This is a genomic window from Pseudomonas sp. NPDC086581 (genome assembly GCF_044746165.1).
Taxonomy (GTDB): Bacteria; Pseudomonadota; Gammaproteobacteria; order Pseudomonadales; family Pseudomonadaceae; genus Pseudomonas.
The window spans coordinates 382,803-399,590 of record NZ_JBIVBR010000003.1; the positions used below are offsets into that span (position 1 = coordinate 382,803).

Annotated in this window: 15 protein-coding genes; 4 read left to right on the forward strand and 11 right to left on the reverse strand. The window is 65.7% G+C overall.

Annotation, left to right across the window (positions count from 1 at the left end; genetic code table 11):
• Window positions 1-128 precede the first annotated feature (128 nt).
• The gene (gene ppc / locus ACIPK7_RS09320) at window positions 129-2,765 is read right to left on the reverse strand and encodes a phosphoenolpyruvate carboxylase (protein ID WP_401087295.1); all 2,637 of its coding nucleotides are present in this window, start codon (window positions 2,763-2,765) and stop codon (window positions 129-131) included.
• 197 nt (window positions 2,766-2,962) lie between these two features.
• Here ppc and ACIPK7_RS09325 point away from each other — a divergent pair, with 197 nt between their 5' ends.
• Window positions 2,963-3,298: a pilin assembly protein gene (locus ACIPK7_RS09325; RefSeq protein ID WP_192431807.1), complete on the forward strand. Its 336-nt coding sequence runs from the start codon at window positions 2,963-2,965 to the stop codon at window positions 3,296-3,298.
• Window positions 3,299-3,621: 323 nt separating this feature from the next.
• Here the strand turns inward: ACIPK7_RS09325 and cadR are convergent, their stop codons facing one another.
• Window positions 3,622-4,089: a Cd(II)/Pb(II)-responsive transcriptional regulator gene (gene cadR, locus ACIPK7_RS09330; protein WP_088417911.1), complete on the reverse strand. Its 468-nt coding sequence runs from the start codon at window positions 4,087-4,089 to the stop codon at window positions 3,622-3,624.
• Between the two features lie 87 nt (window positions 4,090-4,176).
• Between cadR and ACIPK7_RS09335 the strand changes: the two genes are divergently transcribed.
• The 3 genes from ACIPK7_RS09335 to ACIPK7_RS09345 all read left to right on the forward strand — a co-directional run bounded on the left by ACIPK7_RS09335 (window position 4,177) and on the right by ACIPK7_RS09345 (window position 7,966).
• On the forward strand, window positions 4,177-6,513 hold the full coding sequence (locus ACIPK7_RS09335) for a heavy metal translocating P-type ATPase (RefSeq protein WP_401087297.1): 2,337 nt from the start codon (window positions 4,177-4,179) through the stop codon (window positions 6,511-6,513).
• A gap of 204 nt (window positions 6,514-6,717) precedes the next feature.
• On the forward strand, window positions 6,718-7,137 hold the full coding sequence (locus ACIPK7_RS09340) for a DUF4398 domain-containing protein (protein WP_225614796.1): 420 nt from the start codon (window positions 6,718-6,720) through the stop codon (window positions 7,135-7,137).
• A gap of 37 nt (window positions 7,138-7,174) precedes the next feature.
• Window positions 7,175-7,966 carry an OmpA family protein gene (locus tag ACIPK7_RS09345; RefSeq protein ID WP_192431805.1) on the forward strand — a complete coding sequence of 264 codons (792 nt, stop codon included), beginning with the start codon at window positions 7,175-7,177 and terminating at the stop codon, window positions 7,964-7,966.
• A 98-nt stretch (window positions 7,967-8,064) separates the two neighbouring features.
• Here the strand turns inward: ACIPK7_RS09345 and ACIPK7_RS09350 are convergent, their stop codons facing one another.
• The 9 genes from ACIPK7_RS09350 to ACIPK7_RS09390 form a co-directional block, all read right to left on the reverse strand.
• Window positions 8,065-8,583, reverse strand: coding sequence for an O-acetyl-ADP-ribose deacetylase (locus ACIPK7_RS09350; protein ID WP_192436225.1), 519 nt, complete (start codon window positions 8,581-8,583; stop codon window positions 8,065-8,067).
• A 38-nt stretch (window positions 8,584-8,621) separates the two neighbouring features.
• The gene (locus tag ACIPK7_RS09355; protein ID WP_192436226.1) at window positions 8,622-8,945 is read right to left on the reverse strand and encodes a hypothetical protein; all 324 of its coding nucleotides are present in this window, start codon (window positions 8,943-8,945) and stop codon (window positions 8,622-8,624) included.
• Window positions 8,942-9,877, reverse strand: coding sequence for an alpha/beta hydrolase (locus ACIPK7_RS09360; protein WP_192436227.1), 936 nt, complete (start codon window positions 9,875-9,877; stop codon window positions 8,942-8,944). Before ACIPK7_RS09360 ends, ACIPK7_RS09355 begins: the two co-directional genes overlap by 4 nt.
• Window positions 9,878-9,965: 88 nt before the next feature.
• Window positions 9,966-11,270: a flavohemoglobin expression-modulating QEGLA motif protein gene (locus ACIPK7_RS09365; protein ID WP_401087300.1), complete on the reverse strand. Its 1,305-nt coding sequence runs from the start codon at window positions 11,268-11,270 to the stop codon at window positions 9,966-9,968.
• Window positions 11,267-11,830, reverse strand: coding sequence for a hypothetical protein (locus ACIPK7_RS09370; protein WP_401087302.1), 564 nt, complete (start codon window positions 11,828-11,830; stop codon window positions 11,267-11,269). The genes ACIPK7_RS09365 and ACIPK7_RS09370 overlap by 4 nt, the downstream gene beginning before the upstream one ends.
• 107 nt (window positions 11,831-11,937) lie before the next feature.
• Window positions 11,938-12,654, reverse strand: coding sequence for a TetR/AcrR family transcriptional regulator (locus tag ACIPK7_RS09375; RefSeq protein ID WP_192436230.1), 717 nt, complete (start codon window positions 12,652-12,654; stop codon window positions 11,938-11,940).
• Window positions 12,655-12,962: 308 nt separating this feature from the next.
• Window positions 12,963-14,468, reverse strand: a complete 1,506-nt coding sequence (gene lysS, locus ACIPK7_RS09380) for a lysine--tRNA ligase (protein ID WP_081517829.1) — start codon at window positions 14,466-14,468, stop codon at window positions 12,963-12,965.
• A gap of 80 nt (window positions 14,469-14,548) precedes the next feature.
• Window positions 14,549-15,644, reverse strand: a protein-coding gene (prfB, locus tag ACIPK7_RS09385) for a peptide chain release factor 2 (RefSeq protein WP_138212621.1) whose coding sequence is annotated in 2 segments (ribosomal slippage) — window positions 14,549-15,571 and window positions 15,573-15,644 — 1,095 coding nt in all. Because the reading frame shifts where the segments join, the coding sequence is not laid out codon by codon here.
• Window positions 15,645-15,764: 120 nt separating this feature from the next.
• Window positions 15,765-16,775 carry a diguanylate cyclase domain-containing protein gene (locus ACIPK7_RS09390; RefSeq protein WP_401087401.1) on the reverse strand — a complete coding sequence of 337 codons (1,011 nt, stop codon included), beginning with the start codon at window positions 16,773-16,775 and terminating at the stop codon, window positions 15,765-15,767.
• Between the last annotated feature and the right edge of the window lie 13 nt (window positions 16,776-16,788).

Consider the following 16,788-nt stretch of genomic DNA (forward strand, 5'->3'; position numbering starts at 1 on the left):
ACACCACACAAGCCAGCCATGGGGACTGCGCACGCCGATCCCGGGCCGTTTCCGCACCCAGGATCAGCCATCAAATTAATCTCATCTGGCGGCTCGGCAATCCACCTTTGGTGGGGGGTGGTAGTGCCTCAGCCGGTATTTCGCAACCCGGCTGCAATCCCCGCCACCGTCACCAGCATGGCTTGCTCCAGACCGCCGCAGGCGTCGCCCGTGCAGCGCCGCGAGCGCGCCAGCAGCTCGGCCTGGAGCAGGTGCAGCGGGTCCAGGTAGGTGTTGCGCACGCCGATGGATTCACGCGTCTCGGCGGCGTGGGCGAGCAGCTGCGATTGCCCTGTAAGCCCCAGCACCACTCGCACCGACTGCGACAATAGGTCGCGTAAATGCGCACCTAATGGTCGCAGTTCCGATTGCACCAGTCGCTCGTCGTAGAGTTGGGCAATTTCCCGGTCGGCCTTGGCCAGTACCATCTCCAGCATGTCGATGCGCGTGGTGAAAAACGGCCACTCCTTGCGCATGCGTCCCAGCAGTGCGCCTTCGCCGCGTTCGATGGCCTTGAACAGGGCGTCTTCCCAGCCCAGCCAGGCCGGCAGCATCAGGCGCGTCTGGGTCCAGGCGAAGATCCAGGGGATCGCCCGCAGGCTTTCCACCCCGCCCTCGCGACGCTTGGCCGGGCGGCTGCCCAGCGGCAGGCGGCCCAGTTCCTGCTCCGGCGTGGCCTCGCGGAAGTAGTCGACGAACTGTGGGTTCTCCCGTACCACCGCGCGGTAGGCGAGCACGCCGTCGGCGGCCAGGCGGTCCATCTCCTCGCGCCAGGCCGGCTCGGGCACCGGTGGCGGTTGCAGGGTCGCCTCCAGCACGGCGGCGAGGTAGAGGTTGAGGTTCTGCTCGGCGATGTCCGGCAGGCCGAACTTGAAGCGGATCATCTCGCCCTGCTCGGTGGTGCGGAAGCGCCCGGCCACCGAACCCGGCGGTTGCGAGAGGATCGCCGCATGGGCCGGACCGCCGCCACGCCCGACGGTGCCGCCGCGGCCATGGAACAGCAGCAGCTCGACGCCATGGTTGCGACAGATGTCCACCAGCGCCTCCTGCGCGCGGTACTGTGCCCAGGCCGCAGCCAGGGTCCCGGCGTCCTTGGCCGAGTCGGAGTAGCCGATCATCACTTCCTGCGGTCCGGCCAGGCGGGTGCGGTAGCTGTCCAGGCTGAGCAGGCGGTCGATGCAGGGGCCGGCGTTGTCCAGGTCATCCAGGGTCTCGAACAGCGGCACCACGCGCATCGGCCGCTCCAGCCCGCATTCCTTGAGCAGCAACTGGACGGCGAGCACGTCGGACGGCTGCCCGGCCATGGAGATGACGTAAGAACCCAGCGAGGCGGCCGGCGCCTGCGCCACCACGCGGCAGGTGGCGAGGACTTCGGCGGTCTCGGGCGTCGGAGCGTAGTTCGCCGGCAGCAAGGGCCGGCGGCTGGCGAGTTCTTCCAGGAGAAATTCCTGGCGCACGCTTTCGTCCCACTCGGCGTAATTGCCCAGGCCCAGGTACTCGGTGATTTCGCTCATCGCCTTGGCGTGGCGCGTGGAGTCCTGGCGCACATCCAGCCGTGCCAGGTACAGCCCGAAAGTGGCTGCTCGGCGCAAGGTATCGAGCAGGTCGCCCTCGGCGATCACACCCATGCCACAGGCCTGCAGCGAGCGATAACAGAGCAGCAGCGGCTCCAGCAGTTCGCGGTTGTCCTGCAGCACGTCAGCGCCCGGCTCCTCACCGGTGTGGATGGCACGCTCGGCCCAGGCGCGGGTAGCGCGCAGGCGTTCGCGCAGTTGCTTGAGCAGTGCGCGGTAGGGCTCGGCGAGGTCGCCGACTTCGGCGCGCAGCTCGTCGCTGGCCTGCTGCATGGAGAGTTCGGCGGCAAGGCTGTCGACGTCACGCAGATAGAGGTCAGCCGCCATCCAGCGCGCCAGCAGCAACACCTCGCGAGTGATGGCGGCGGTGACGTTGGGGTTGCCGTCACGGTCGCCGCCCATCCAGGAGGCGAAGCGAATCGGCGCGGCGCTCAGGGGCAGGCGCTCGCCGAGGGTTTCCTGCAGGGTTCGATCAACGTGGCGGAGGAAGGCCGGCAAGGCGTGCCAGAGGGAGTGCTCGATCACCGCGAAGCCCCATTTCGCCTCGTCCACCGGGGTCGGTCGGGTGCGGCGGATCTCGTCGGTGTGCCAGGCCTCGGCGATCAGGCGCTGGAGTTTTTCCTGCACCGCCTGGCGCTCCTCGGGCAGCAGGTCGGAGTGGTCACCGGCGGCCAGTTGCGCAGCGATGGCGTCGTACTTCTGGATCAGCGTGCGGCGCGCCACTTCGGTGGGGTGCGCGGTGAGCACCAGCTCGATTTCCAGCTCCGCCACCTGGCGCGCCAGGCCCTCGGCGCCCAGGCCGGACTTGCGCAGGCGGCCCAGCAGTTCGGCCAGCACACGGTTCTCGAAGGGCTCCGGCTCCTTGGGTGTGCGCCGGCGTATGCGGTGGTACTGCTCGGCGATGTTGGCCAGGTTGAGGAACTGGTTGAAGGCGCGCGCCACCGGCAGCAGTTCATCTTCGCCCAGGCCGTCGAGGGTCGCGGTCAGCTGTTTTGCGCCTTCGGCTGAGCCGCGCCGGGCAGCCTTGGCGCCGGTGCGGATCAGTTCGATCTTGTCGAGGAAGCCCTGCCCGTACTGGGCACGGATGGTCCGCCCGAGCAGCTCGCCAAGCAGGTGAACGTCCTCGCGCAGGCGCGCATCGATATCCGGCATCGCAGTCTCCTGGATCAGAGAGAGAAAGGGCATCGCAGGGTTTTACAGTGCCGCCGGCCGGGCCGGCAGGCAAGCGCTCGACGAACGCCCGCAATCCTGCTCGGACAACGTCTAGGCTGAAAGTTATCCCCATCGATGGGAAAACCTGCGGCGACCTCACGAGGGCCGACCGCCACGTAACGACCCTAGAGGTGAACATGAAAATCCGCGAGCTGGTACGCCATTGGGAAAAGAACGCCAGGGGGCGCATGACCAACCACCAGTACAGCATTCCGCTGGACGTCGAGACGGCCGCGCGTCTGGCCGCGCTGCACGACATGTACCCCAAGCGCAGCGTCGAGGAGCTGCTGGGTGAACTGGTCAGTGCGGCGCTGGAAGAGCTGGAGGCGAGCTTCCCCTACGTGCAGGGGACCAAGGTAGTGGCGCAGGACGAACAGGGTGACCCGATCTATGAGGACACCGGCCCTACGCCGCGCTTCCTGGCACTGTCGCGCAAGTACCTGCATGAGCTGACGGAGGCCGAGCACTCCTGAATGCAAACGCCCCGGCAGATGCCGGGGCGTTTGGTTTTTCGTAGGGCGCATAACCTGGAACAGGTTATCCGCCGGCTACTCAATCGGCGGATAACGCTGGCGCGTTATGCGCCCTACGACTGGTAGTTCCGTGTTTGTGCTTTCCCCCTCACCCCAGCCCTCTCCCTCAGGGAGAGGGAGCAAATCGTGCCGGCTGACGCTGTGGTTTCATCCGGCACCGAACGGTCCCCCTCTCCCTCTGGGAGAGGGTTAGGGTGAGGGCCGATCCGAGCACAGAACTATCCGGTAGGAACGGGCCCATAGCGCGGTCCCACCGGATGCGGTCAATGCCGGCCGTGAACGCCGGGCACATGCAAATGCCCCGCCTCCGCGCAGGCCTCCGGAATCACCGACGGCTCCGCCGGCTGCTCCAGCTCGCGCAGGATGCCGCAATCCTCGCTGCTGCCCTCTCCCTGGCACTGCGCGCGCAGGTCGCGCAGTTGCTGGCTGAGCGACTGCAACTCGGCGATGCGCACTTCGACGTGGTGCAAGTGCTCGTCGATCAGCCGGTTGGCGGTGCCGCAGTCGGATTCAGGGCGGTCGCGCAGGCCGAGGAGGATGCGGATTTCCTCCTGGGTCATGTCCAGCGAACGGCAATGGCGAATGAACGACAGCCGCTCGACGTGGCTGGCGTCGTACTGCCGGTAGTTGCCCTCGCTGCGCGACGGCGCGGGCAGCAGGCCTTCGCGCTCGTAGTAGCGGATGGTTTCCACCGGGCAGCCGGTCAGTTTCGCCAGTTCACCGATCTTCATGTGCGACTCCTCGCCAACGGATGCTTGACTCTGTAGTTGCTACAGGGTGTGCAATCGGCAGCAACTCGTCAAACAGGAACGGACGACATGACTGCCAATCGCCAGGGGCCGACCATCCACGGCCCTGTACAGGACCGTGAACATGACGCCGCCGACTACTGCGGCTGCGACAAAGGCGCGCAGCTGCGCGCCCCGGCTGCCGAACCTGCCCCGCACAAGCATGACCACGGCCATGATCACGATCACTCCCATGATCAGGACGAAGATCGCAGTGCGCGCGCAGAAAGTGCCGCCACGGCCGCCGCCGGCTCGGCCAGCGGCGAGCTACGCTGGACGAGTCTGCGCATCGAAGCCATGGACTGCCCCACCGAGGAACGCCTGCTGCGCGATGCGCTGGGTCGCGTGTCCGCCGTGGAAGACCTGGACTTCAACCTCATGCAGCGCCTGCTCCGCGTGCAGCATCGCTTCGACAGTACCGAGCCGCTGCAGAAGCTGGTGGCCTCCCTCGGTATGCAAGCCGAGCCGGTAGACGAAAACGCCCCCGTCTCGGCGCAGCCCGCCCAACAGAAGCCCTGGTGGCCACTGGCTCTGGCCGGCGTCGCAGCGGCGGGCGCGGAGTTTTTCGAATGGTTCGCCATCGGCCCGCACTGGCTGGTGGCAGTACTGGCCATCGCCGCGATTGTCGGCGCCGGCCTGCCAACCTACCGCAAGGGCTGGATCGCCCTGAAGAACCGCAACCTCAACATCAACGCCCTGATGAGCATTGCCGTGACCGGTGCCATGCTGATCGGCCAGTGGCCGGAAGCGGCCATGGTGGCGGTGCTGTTCGCTATCGCCGAATTGATCGAGGCCAAGTCGCTGGACCGCGCGCGCAACGCCATTCGCGGCCTGCTGCAACTGGCTCCGGAACAGGCCACGGTGCAGGTGGATGGGCAGTGGCAGGAGGTTCCCGCCAAGTCCGTCGCCCTCGGCGCGCGGGTGCGGGTGCGCCCCGGCGAGCGCATCGCACTGGACGGCGAGGTGCTCGATGGCCGCTCCAGCGTCAACCAGGCACCCATCACCGGTGAAAGCCTGCCAGTGGAAAAGCAGGCCGGCGATACCCTGTTCGCCGGCACCATCAACGGCGAAAGCGCTCTGGAATACCGTGTCACCCGCGTGGCCGACGACAGCACCCTGGCGCGCATCATCCACGCCGTGGAAGAGGCCCAGGGCTCGCGCGCACCGACCCAGCGCTTCGTCGACCAGTTCTCGCGCATCTACACCCCGGTGGTGTTCCTCATTGCCATCGCCACCGCGCTGCTGCCCCCGCTGTTCTTCGGCGGCGCCTGGCTGGACTGGGTGTACCGTGCGTTGGTGCTGCTGGTGATCGCCTGCCCCTGCGCGCTGGTGATCTCCACCCCGGTGACCATCGTCAGCGGCCTGTCGGCGGCGGCGCGCCTGGGCATCCTGATCAAGGGCGGGGTGTTCCTGGAGATGGGCCGTTCCCTGGAATGGATCGCCCTGGACAAGACCGGCACCCTCACCGAGGGCCGCCCGCGCCAGACCGACTTCACCGCCCTGCGCGAAAGCGCCGCCGGTGATGTGCGCGCCCTGGCCGCCAGCCTTGCCGCCCGCTCGGATCACCCGGTATCCCACGCCGTGGCTCAGGCCGCCGAGGCCGACAATATCGCGCTGTATAGCGTAGGCGAGCTGACCGCCCTGCCCGGCCGTGGCGTGAAAGGCGAGATCGACGGCCGCACCTACCACCTGGGCAACCACCGTCTGGTGGAGGAACTGGAGCTGTGCTCGAAGGAGCTGGAAGCCCGCCTCGACGCTCTCGAGCAACAGGGCAAGACGGTCATCGTGCTGCTCGACACCGAAGGCCCGCTGGCGCTGTTCGCCGTGGCCGATGGCGTCAAGGAAACCAGCCGCGAAGCCGTCGCCCAGTTGCACCAACTGGGCGTGAAGACACTGATGCTGACCGGCGACAACCCGCACACCGCCAACGCCATCGGCGCCCAGGTGGGCATCGACCAGGCGCTGGGCAACCTGCTGCCCGAGGACAAGCTGCGCGAAGTGAAGCAGCGCCAGGCAAGCGGCAAGCGCGTCGGCATGGTCGGCGACGGCATCAACGACGCCCCGGCCCTGGCCCGCGCCGACATCGGCTTCGCCATGGGTGCGGCAGGTACCGACACGGCCATCGAAACCGCCGGCGTCGCGCTGATGGACGACGACCTGCGTAAGCTGCCGTCCTTCATTCGCCTGTCGCGCCAGACCCATCGCGTACTGATCCAGAACATCACCCTGGCGCTGGGCATCAAGGCGGTGTTCCTCGCCCTCACTTTGGCCGGCGAAGGCACCTTGTGGATGGCGGTGTTCGCCGACATGGGCGCCAGCCTGCTGGTGGTGTTCAACGGCCTGCAGTTGTTGCGTCATCGCGTCTGATCGACGCTGCTCGCTGAAAATGCCCGCCATCACGGCGGGCATTTTTTTTGAACCCCCTGGCAAAACCCTTAGTCCCCTAAATAGATGCCCGCTGCTCTCAAGGCATGAGCCACATCGCGCAGAACCGCGCGGGAGAGCCGCCCGCATCCGCCGGCAATCGAAACGCCGAGGGAAACCCTAAGCAAACGTCAGAGGATTCACCCAATGGAACTGAAATCTCAAAGCGCTCGAACCGTCCCTGCCCTTTCCACCCGCGCCCCGCTGCGCAGTTGGCGCCTGGGGCTGCTCGCCCTCGGCAGCGCGATGCTGCTGGCCGGCTGCGCCGGTAACCCGCCCAGCGAACAGATGGCCGTCACCGAATCGGCGGTGAACGCTGCGGTCAGCAACGGCGGGCCGGAATTCGCGCCAGTGGAAACCAAGAACGCCCAGGACAAGCTCGCCCAGGCGCGCATCGCCCTGAACGACAAGGAATACGACCAGGCTCGCAACCTGGCCCAGCAGGCCGAGTGGGACGCCCGTGTGGCCGAGCGCAAGTCCCAGGCCGTGAAGGCCCAGAACGCGGTGAAGGACGCCCAGCAGGGCGTGATGGAGTTGCGTCAGGAAGGCCTGCAGCAGGCCCAGTGATCCCGCCCCCACGCCCGGTCATATAAGGAATTTCGACATGAACAAACTCATCGTACTGCCCGCCATCTCGACCCTCGCTCTGGCCCTGGCCGCCTGCTCGACGCCGCCCAACGCGAACCTGGAGAAAGCCCGTAGCGACTTCCAGGCCCTGCAGGCCGAGCCCCAGGCCACTCAGCAGGCCGCACTGGAAACCAAGGACGCTGGCGACTGGCTGGCCAAGGCCGACCAAGCCTACCGTGACGGCGCGAATCAGAAGGAAGTGGACCAACTGGCCTACCTGACCCAGCAACGCATCGAGCTGGCCAACCAGACCGTGGCCCTGCGCGACGCCGAGGATCAGTTGAAGAACACCTCCGCCCAGCGCGCCCAGGCCCGTCTCGATGCTCGTACCGCGCAGCTGAACAAGCTCAAGGGCGAGCTGAACGCCAAGCAGACCTCGCGCGGGACCATGGTGTCCTTCGGTGACGTGCTGTTCGATCTCGACCGCGCCGAACTCAAGCCCGGCGCGATGAGCAATGTGCAGAACCTGGCCGGTTACCTGCAGCAGAACCCGGAGCGCAAGGTCATAGTCGAGGGTTACACCGACAGCAGCGGCTCGTCCTCCTACAACCAGGGGCTGTCCGAGCGCCGCGCCGAGGCCATCCGCCTGGCGCTGCTCAGCCAGGGCGTGACGCCCGACCGCGTCGTCGCCCGTGGCTACGGCAAGGAGTATCCGGTATCGAGTAATGCCACCCCGGCCGGCCGCGCCATGAACCGCCGCGTCGAGGTGACCATCTCCAACGATGCCAACCCGGTGCAGCCGCGCTCTTCGGTAAGCGGCACCTACTGATCCAGCACAACGGCTCGCTCCTGCGAAGTGGCTCTTCGTAGGAGCGAGTTGGCTCGCGTACCCATTGCCGCGCAGGAGTTCCCTTAGCCCCTGCGGGCCTACCGTACGTAGGCGAGCAGGCGGAGGTAGAGCTCCGCCATCTCCGCCGAGAATGGCACCAGCACCAGTTCCCTCAACGAACTCCCCTCCCCGCGTGGCCGACGCAGCTCGTCCACTGCGACCTGCGCCGCCGGCTCGGCGGGATAGCCGTAGATGCCGGTGCTGATAGCGGGAAAGGCGACGCTGGCGAGGCCCTTGTCCTCGGCCAATTGCAGGCTATTGCGGTAGCACTGGGCGAGCAGCTCCGGCTCGCCATGCTCACCCCCGCGCCAGACCGGCCCGACGGTGTGGATGACGAAGCGCGCCGGGAGGCGAAAGCCTGCGGTGAGCTTCGCCTGGCCGGTCTTGCAGCCACCGAGCGGGCGGCAGGCGTGGACCAGGTCCGGTCCGGCAGCCCGGTGGATGGCGCCGTCGACGCCCCCGCCACCCAGCAGCGAGCTGTTGGCAGCGTTGACGATGGCATCGACATCGAGACGGGTGATATCGCCCTGCCAGACGCGGATTTCGGGATGACTCATGGTGCTTGCTCCCTTGGCCTGCGACGGCGGGCTCGCCGTCACTTGACCTCTTGCGGGGTCTGCTCGCCCATGCAGCGCACGGCGCGCTTGCGGCCGTCGACCAGCACGCCGGTCAGCCCCTTCTGGCTCATGTCGAACATCACCAGCACGCCGTCGATGCACTGCGCTTGCTGGTCGGCCGGGTCCAGGGAGAGCTTGGTGTCCTGGCCGGGGATGCTTTTGAGCATGGTGAACTGTGTCAGCTCCAGTGCGTCCTCGGGCTTGGCGAAGTGCAGGTAGCCGTAGTACCAGAGCGTGCCGACCGAGACGAAGATGGTGGCGATGACGGTGAGGATATAGGGGATCGGGTTGCGCTCGTTCATGGGTTGCCTTGTTGTTTCGGGTCTGCCTGCGATGCCTGCGGCTTCGCCGGAGAAGGATAGTTCGGGACTTCAGCCAGGCGACGCAGACCGGTGAAGTGCTGCGGATCGTCGAGGAAGCGCAGCATCACTTCGCGCCACACGGGTTCGCCGAAGGTTTCCACGTGGTTGCCGCGCGTCAGCTGGAAGACCTTGGGCGGCTGCTTGGCCTTGTAGAGGTTCAGGCCGTTGGCCAGGGGCACAATGGTATCGTCGATGCTGTGGAAGAGCAGCACGGGTGCGCCAGAAAGTCGCGGCATGGAGCGGATCGCGCTGTCGCCGTCGGGCACCAGCCAGGACAACGGAACCTGCAGCGGCCAGGTCAACCAGCTGGTGGAAAGCGTGTATCGCGCCACGTCGCGGTAGCTGGCCGGAACACCATCGAGCACCACCGCGTGCAATTGCTTCTGCCGCTCCGGGTGCAGGCCCAGGTAGTGCACGGCCATGGCGCCGCCCAGGCTCTGGCCGAGCAGGATCACCGGCTTGCCCTGCACTTCCGGCGCCTTGTCCAGCCAGGCGAAGGCAGCATCGATATCCTGGTAGATCGCCGGCAGGCTCGGTTCACCCTCGGAATGCCCGTAGCCGCGGTAATCCACCATCAGCACCTGGTAGCCCTGCTCCGGCAGCCAGTAAGCGCCGCCCAAGTGCCACGCCATGTTGCCGCCGTTGCCGTGCAAGTGCAGCACGGTGCCCTTCACCGGAACGCCCGCCTTCGCTGGCAGCCACCAGCCGGCGAGCTTCACGCCATCGGCAGTGGTCAGGGTGACGTCGCGATAGTCGAGCTTGGCCCGAGCCGGGGTGATGGCGACATCGTCGCTGGGGTAGAACAGCAGGGAGCTGCAACCGCCGAGTGTGAAAAGCAGCGTGAGAGCGGCGGCCTTGAAGCAACGGATCATCGGCAAGTCATCCTTGGAAACTGACCTGTAGGAGCGCCCCATGGGCGCGATCGCAGGCATGGCCCGCTCCTACACGGTGACCGACTGGTTAGAGGATATTGGCGTAATCCGCCTCGATGCGGTCGAGGCTGAGGTGGTTGAGGAAGTTGGAGAAGCACATCCACGCCGAGAGCGCGTTGAGATCGCGGAACTGCGGCGGCAGGTACTTGGGCGGCACTACCAGGCCCTCGTCCACCAACTGGCGCAGGGTGCGCATGTCTTCCAGGGTGGCCTTGCCGCAGAACAGCAGCGGGATCTGCTCCAGCTTGCCCTTGCGCACGGCGAGCTGGATGTAGTTGTAGATCAGGATGAAGCCCTTTAGGTACGACAGGTCCTTGGTGAACGGCAGGCCGACCGGGGTCGAGCCACGGAACACGCGGCTGGCGTTCTGGTAGCTGCTCTCCACGCTGTAGTTCTGCTCGCGGTAGAAGTGGAACACCTCGAGGAAGTCTGCGCCCTCTTCGGCCATGTGGATGGCGCGGGTGCGGTTGGTGAGCTTGCGCAGGCGCGTCGGGTAGGAGGCGAAGGCGATCACTTCCATCAGGATCGCCAGGCCTTCCTGGGTCACGGTGGAGGACGGCGGCCCCTTGGCGAGGAAGGTGCAGATCGGCTGGTTGAGGCCATTGAGCGTGGTGCCGACGTGCACCAGGCCTTCGTGGACTTCCAGCGCGCGCACGTCGCGCTCGTTGAACATGGCGTCGGCGCGCACCTTGATGTAGTCGGCGCCAGCCGCGGCGTCGGCGACGATGCCGTCGGACTCGAAGACGCGGATGGTGTCTTCCTTACCGTCGAACACCTTGTTCAGGCGCTCCTGCAGCATCTTCACCGCGTCACTGGCGGTAAGGGTCTTGGGTTCGTCCTTGAGGTCGCCACGATCGGCGATATTGTTCAGGTAGTCCGAGAGCATCAGGCCCAGGTCGGCCAGGGTCGGGTCGCCGGCATGAAAGGCGTCGGAGGCCGAGCCGTAGAGCTCTTGGGAGATCAGACCAAAGTCCTGGGTGCCGCGCGCTTCGAGCATGCGGATGACCATGCGGTATTCCTTGCACATGCGCCGCATGATCTGCCCGACCGGGTTGAACTGGCCCAGGTGGCGGGTGATGTCGCGCTCGATGTTCTGGAATTCCTGCTTCTTCGCACTGCTGTCGAAGGACAGCGGGCGGCCGTCATAGTAGGCGCGGTCGACCTTGGGCGCGTGCTTGCCGCGGCCCTTGAGGAAATCGTCGCGAATGCCGTCGTCCCACTTGATGGCGTCGAGCACGCGGATCGGCGTCTGCGCCTCGACGATGCGGTCGGACAGGCCGCGGATGATCTGCTGGTACTCGTTGGGCGTGGACCTCTTGCGCCGTGGGGTCATTGCTTTTCTCCCGGGGTCACGCGCGAAAAGCGCAGCGCTTCGACGAACACGTCGGAGTTGGCCGGATCGTTGAGGTAGGCGATCACCTCGGGCAACTGGCTGCTCACCAGCGCGCCGGCACCCTGTTCGGTGTCGACCTTCTCGCCCTTGAGCGTGCCTTCCTTCATGTCCTGCAGGATGTGCTCGACATCCAGGTTATAGATCACCAGTTCGTCCTTGTCGGTGATCTCGAAGCCGGCCAGGGCGAAGTTACCGCCCATGCTTTTCGGCAAACCGGCCGACAGGTACCAGCGCTTGCCGTGGTGGGCGACGGTGAAGCCGAAGTCCTCGACGCTATCGGTGTTGTCCTTGCTATCGACGTAGCTCAGAGCGCGGTAGAGGTTGGAGCCGGAGCGGGTGACTTCGAGGAACTGCTCCTCGCCGTACTCGTCCACACGCGACCACTGGCCCAGCAGGTGAGCCGGCGCGGGCTCGTTGGCCGGAATCGGGTCCTTGAACGTCACCAGACAGCCACTGAGCAGGCCGATGCTCAACAGCAGCAGTGCACGCCAGACTTTCATCACGTCCTCCTTAGATCCGTATGCCTTCCCATGCGACAGGCGCGGGCACTCGGAATTCCGACACGAAAACCCCGCCGGATGGCGGGGTTGGAATGCAGCAGCCGGGGCTACAGGCCCATCACCAGGTCGAGATAGCGGCTAAGGATGGCACGCATTTCCTCGATCTGCAGGTGGTCAGCCCCGTCCAGCAGGCCCTGATACTCCATCTGCAGGATGATGGCCGTCAACACCCGGGCATCCTGCTCGGGCTGCTTTGAACCGAGCACTTCGAAGAAATGCACCACGCCCAGGGAAAGAATCCGCCGATGGCGCTGCGCCAGATCGCTGAGGCTGGGGTTGAGCAACGCCTCCTGGCGGAACGCCTGTTCGGCCAGCAGGTGCTCACGGCGCTCGTTTAGCTGGACCATGACGTACTGGATCGCCAGCTCGACGATATTGGCGGTCAGCTCCCGGCGCGCCTGCGGGTCGTCCTGCCCGAGGCCGGCAGCCATGGCCTGGAGGTCGCCTTCCACGCTGGTCCAGAAGGTCGACAGCGCTTCGGCGCTGCGTTCAACGAAGAGCGCGAAGGTGTCGGTGATGAGGTCCTGGATGTCCTTGAAGTAGTAAGTGGTGGCCGATAGCGGCACACCGGCCTCTGCGGCCACGGCGCGGTGGCGCACAGCGCGGACGCCATCGCGCACGATGATCCGCAGCGCGGCGTCGAGAATCGCCTGGCGGCGTTGCTCGCTGCCCTGGCGGCTGGCCTTGCGGCCCTGGTATTTGACACTTTCTGCGATGGCGCTGGCGACTTGCGCGGCGCTGTCTCGCGGGGAAACTTGGGTCACTGGCATTACCTCCGGCGGCGCGACCTGATGGCTCATTGTTCGAGCTTTTCTGTGGGAAAACAATTGCCGCCTTGCAGCTGCGACAGCGGCGCACAGAGCGGGCCTCGAGGCAGATCAGGCGGCTGGGAATCAGGCCTGGGAGTGAGACGTGCCACAGCGTGGCCGAGCCACGGCAGGAGGCGTGCATTTCGTCGGATGGTATACCGTCCGATTCTCCAGGAGCGAGCTTGCTCGTTCCTGGAGAATCTGTCAGCCGCAGAAATGAAAAAGGCCGCCCCGAGGGCGGCCTTTCTCTCCTGTTCCTGCGCTTACGCCTGCGGGCGCATGTGCGGGAAGAGGATGACATCGCGGATCGACGGCGAGTTGGTCAGCAGCATCACCAGTCGGTCGATGCCGATGCCTTCACCGGCGGTGGGCGGCATGCCGTATTCGAGCGCGTTGACGAAGTCGGCGTCGTAGTGCATCGCCTCGTCGTCACCGGCGTCCTTCTCCTTGACCTGCAGCATGAAGCGCTCGGCCTGGTCTTCGGCGTCGTTGAGCTCGGAGTAGGCGTTGGCGATCTCGCGGCCACCGATGAACAGCTCGAAGCGGTCGGTGACGCTCGGGTCGTTGTCGTTGCGGCGGGCCAGCGGAGACACTTCGAACGGGTACTGGGTGATGAAGTGCGGCTGCTCCAGCTTGTGCTCGACCAGCTCTTCGAAAATCATCACCTGCAGCTTGCCCAGGCCTTCGTGGCCGAGGACCTTGGCGCCGGCTTTCTTGGCGATGGCGCGGGCCTTCTCCAGGTCGGTCAGGTCAGCCGCGGTGAGTTCCGGGTTGTACTTGAGGATGGCGTCGAACACGGACAGACGGGCGAACGGTTCACCGAAGTGGAAGACCTTGTCGCCGTAGGGCACGTCGGTGCTGCCGAGCACGGCCTGGGCCAGCTCGCGGAACAGCTCCTCGGTCAGGTCCATGTTGTCTTCGTAGTCGGCGTAGGCCTGGTAGAACTCGAGCATGGTGAACTCGGGATTGTGACGGGTCGAAACGCCTTCGTTACGGAAGTTGCGGTTGATCTCGAAGACCTTCTCGAAGCCACCGACCACCAGGCGCTTGAGGTACAGCTCCGGGGCGATACGCAGGAACATGGCCATGTCCAACGCGTTGTGGTGGGTTTCGAAGGGCTTGGCCGCCGCGCCGCCGGGGATGGTCTGCAACATCGGGGTTTCCACTTCGAGGAAGCCGCGATCGGAGAGGAACCGACGGATGTGGGCGATGACCTGCGAGCGCACGCGGAAGGTGTGGCGGGTTTCCTCGTTGACGATCAGGTCGACGTAGCGCTGGCGGTAGCGCTGCTCGGTGTCGGTCAGGCCGTGGTGCTTGTCCGGCAGCGGGCGCAGCGACTTGGTCAGCAGGCGCACGTTGGTCATCTCGACGTACAGGTCGCCCTTGCCCGAGCGGGCCAGGGTGCCTTCGGCACCGATGATGTCGCCCAGGTCCCAGGTCTTGATCTCGGCCAGAGTCTCTTCGGGCAGGGTCTTGCGGTTCACGTAGACCTGCAGACGGCCGCTGCTGTCCTGCAGGACGATGAAGGAGCCGCGGTTGAGCATGATGCGACCGGCAACCTTGACCGGGATGGCAGCTGCTTCCAGCTCTTCCTTGGTCGCGGTTTCGTACTGCTTCTGCAGGTCCGCGAAGTAGTTCTCGCGGCGGAAGTCGTTGGGGAAGGCGATGGCCTTGGCTTCACGCACGGCGGCAAGCTTTTCCTTGCGCTGGGCGATCAGCTTGTTTTCTTCCTGTTGCAGTTCGGTAGCGTCGAGTTGTTGGTCGCTCATGGTCGTCTATCTGCCTGGCGTCTTGATCAATAGGGGTTACTGGCGGGAGCGGGCCACGCGGCCCGTCCGCAGGGATGCTGTTACAGGCCTTGTTTCAGGCTGGCTTCCAGGTATTCGTTGAGGTCGCCGTCGAGCACCTTGTCGCAATCGCTGCGTTCCACGCCGGTACGCAGGTCCTTGATGCGCGACTGGTCGAGCACGTAGGAACGGATCTGGTGACCCCAGCCGATATCGGACTTGGTGTCTTCCAGCGCCTGCGAGGCGGCGGTGCGCTTCTGCATCTCCTGCTCGTACAACCGGGCCCGCAGCATCTTCATGGCGGTGTCCTTGTTGGCGTGCTGGGAGCGTTCGTTCTGGCACGCCACCACGGTGTTGGTCGGCACGTGGGTGATACGCACCGCGGAGTCGGTGGTGTTCACGTGCTGACCGCCCGCGCCGGAGGAGCGGTAGGTGTCGATGCGCAGGTCGGCCGGGTTGATCTCGATCTCGATGTTGTCGTCGATTTCCGGCGACACGAATACCGCGGTGAACGAGGTGTGCCGACGGTTGCCGGAGTCGAACGGGCTCTTGCGCACCAGGCGGTGCACGCCGATCTCGGTGCGCAGCCAGCCGAAGGCGTATTCGCCCTTGATGTGCACGGTGGCGCCCTTGATGCCGGCGACTTCGCCCTCGGACAGCTCGACGATCTCGGCGCTGAAGCCGTTCTTGTCCGCCCAGCGCAGGTACATGCGCAGCAGCATGTTGGCCCAGTCCTGGGCCTCGGTGCCGCCGGAGCCGGCCTGGATGTCCAGGTAGGCGTTGTTGGGGTCCATCTCGCCGCTGAACATGCGGCGGAACTCGAGCTTCTCGAGGATTTCGCGCAGGCGCTGGACTTCGGCTTCGACGTCGCCAACGGCGCCTTCGTCGTTTTCCTCGACTGCCATGTCGAGCAGGTCGCGGGAGTCGGCCAGACCGCCGGTGAGCTCGTCGAGGGTCTCGACGATCTGCGCCAGCATGGCGCGCTCGCGGCCCAGGTTCTGGGCGTACTCGGGCTTGTTCCAGACCGCCGGGTCTTCCAGTTCGCGGTTTACTTCGATCAGACGATCATGTTTCAGATCGTAGTCAAAGATACCCCCGAATCGAATGGGTACGGTCGGAGAGGTCCTTGATGCTGTTGAGGATCGGTTGGATTTCCATGGCGGGCATCTCTCACGGGTAAAGGGCGTAGAAAAGCCGGCAAGTATACGTGAACTGTGTCGCCCCTAAAAAGGTTTACGACAGATCGCCACCGCCCGCCCGGCGCCCTTCCCCGTTGGCTTAGCCGGCGATGGCCACCTGGTTGCGCCCACCATGCTTGGCGTTGTAGAGCGCCTGGTCGGCCAGTTCGATGAGCTGACGGCAAGTCTGCCCGGCCTGGGGGATCAGGGTCGCCACGCCGATGCTGATGGTCAGCGACGAAGCCGGTGTCGGCAGCTCGTGACGAATGTTCAGGTCCTGCACCAGGCGCCGCAGCTTCTCCGCCAACAGGCGCGCGCCGCCGGGCGAGGTGTTGGGCAGGACCATGACGAACTCCTCGCCGCCATAGCGCGCCGGCAGGTCCGAGGGGCGGCTGGCGCTGGCGCGGATCGCCCCGGCGACCTGGCGCAGCGCCTCGTCGCCCTGCACGTGGCCGAAGGTGTCGTTGTAGGCCTTGAAGTGGTCCACGTCGATCAGCAGGATCGACAGCTGGGTCTGCTCGCGCAGGCAGCGGCGCCACTCCATTTCCAGGTACTCGTCGAAGTGCCGGCGGTTGGACAGCCCGGTGAGGCCGTCAGAGTTCATCAGCCGCTGCAGCACCAGGTTGGTTTCCAGCAGTTGCTGCTGGCTCTCGCGCAAAGCGCGGTAGGCCTCGTCGCGCTGCTGCAGTGCGAGGTAGGAGCGCGAGTGGTAGCGCACTCGCGCAATCAGCTCGATGGCATCGGGCAGCTTGACCAGATAATCGTTGGCGCCTGCGCTGAACGCCGCGCTCTTCACCGCCGGGTCCTCCTTGGTCGACAGTACGATGATCGGGAGGTCGCGGGTAGCCGGGTTGGCGCGGTACTCACGCACCAGCGAGAGACCGTCGGCGCCGGGCATCACCAGGTCCTGAAGGATCACCGTGGGCTTGATCTGAATCGCCAGGGCGATGGCCTGGTGGGGATCGGAGCAGAAGTGGAAGTCGATGCCAGGGGCATCCGTCAGCGCGCGGCGCACGGCTTCGCCGATCATTGGCTGGTCGTCCACCAGCAGCACCATGACTGCGGTATCGCCTGGGGTCGTCACGGGGTAGTCACTCTGGCTTGAGTTCATGGATGTGGAGTTC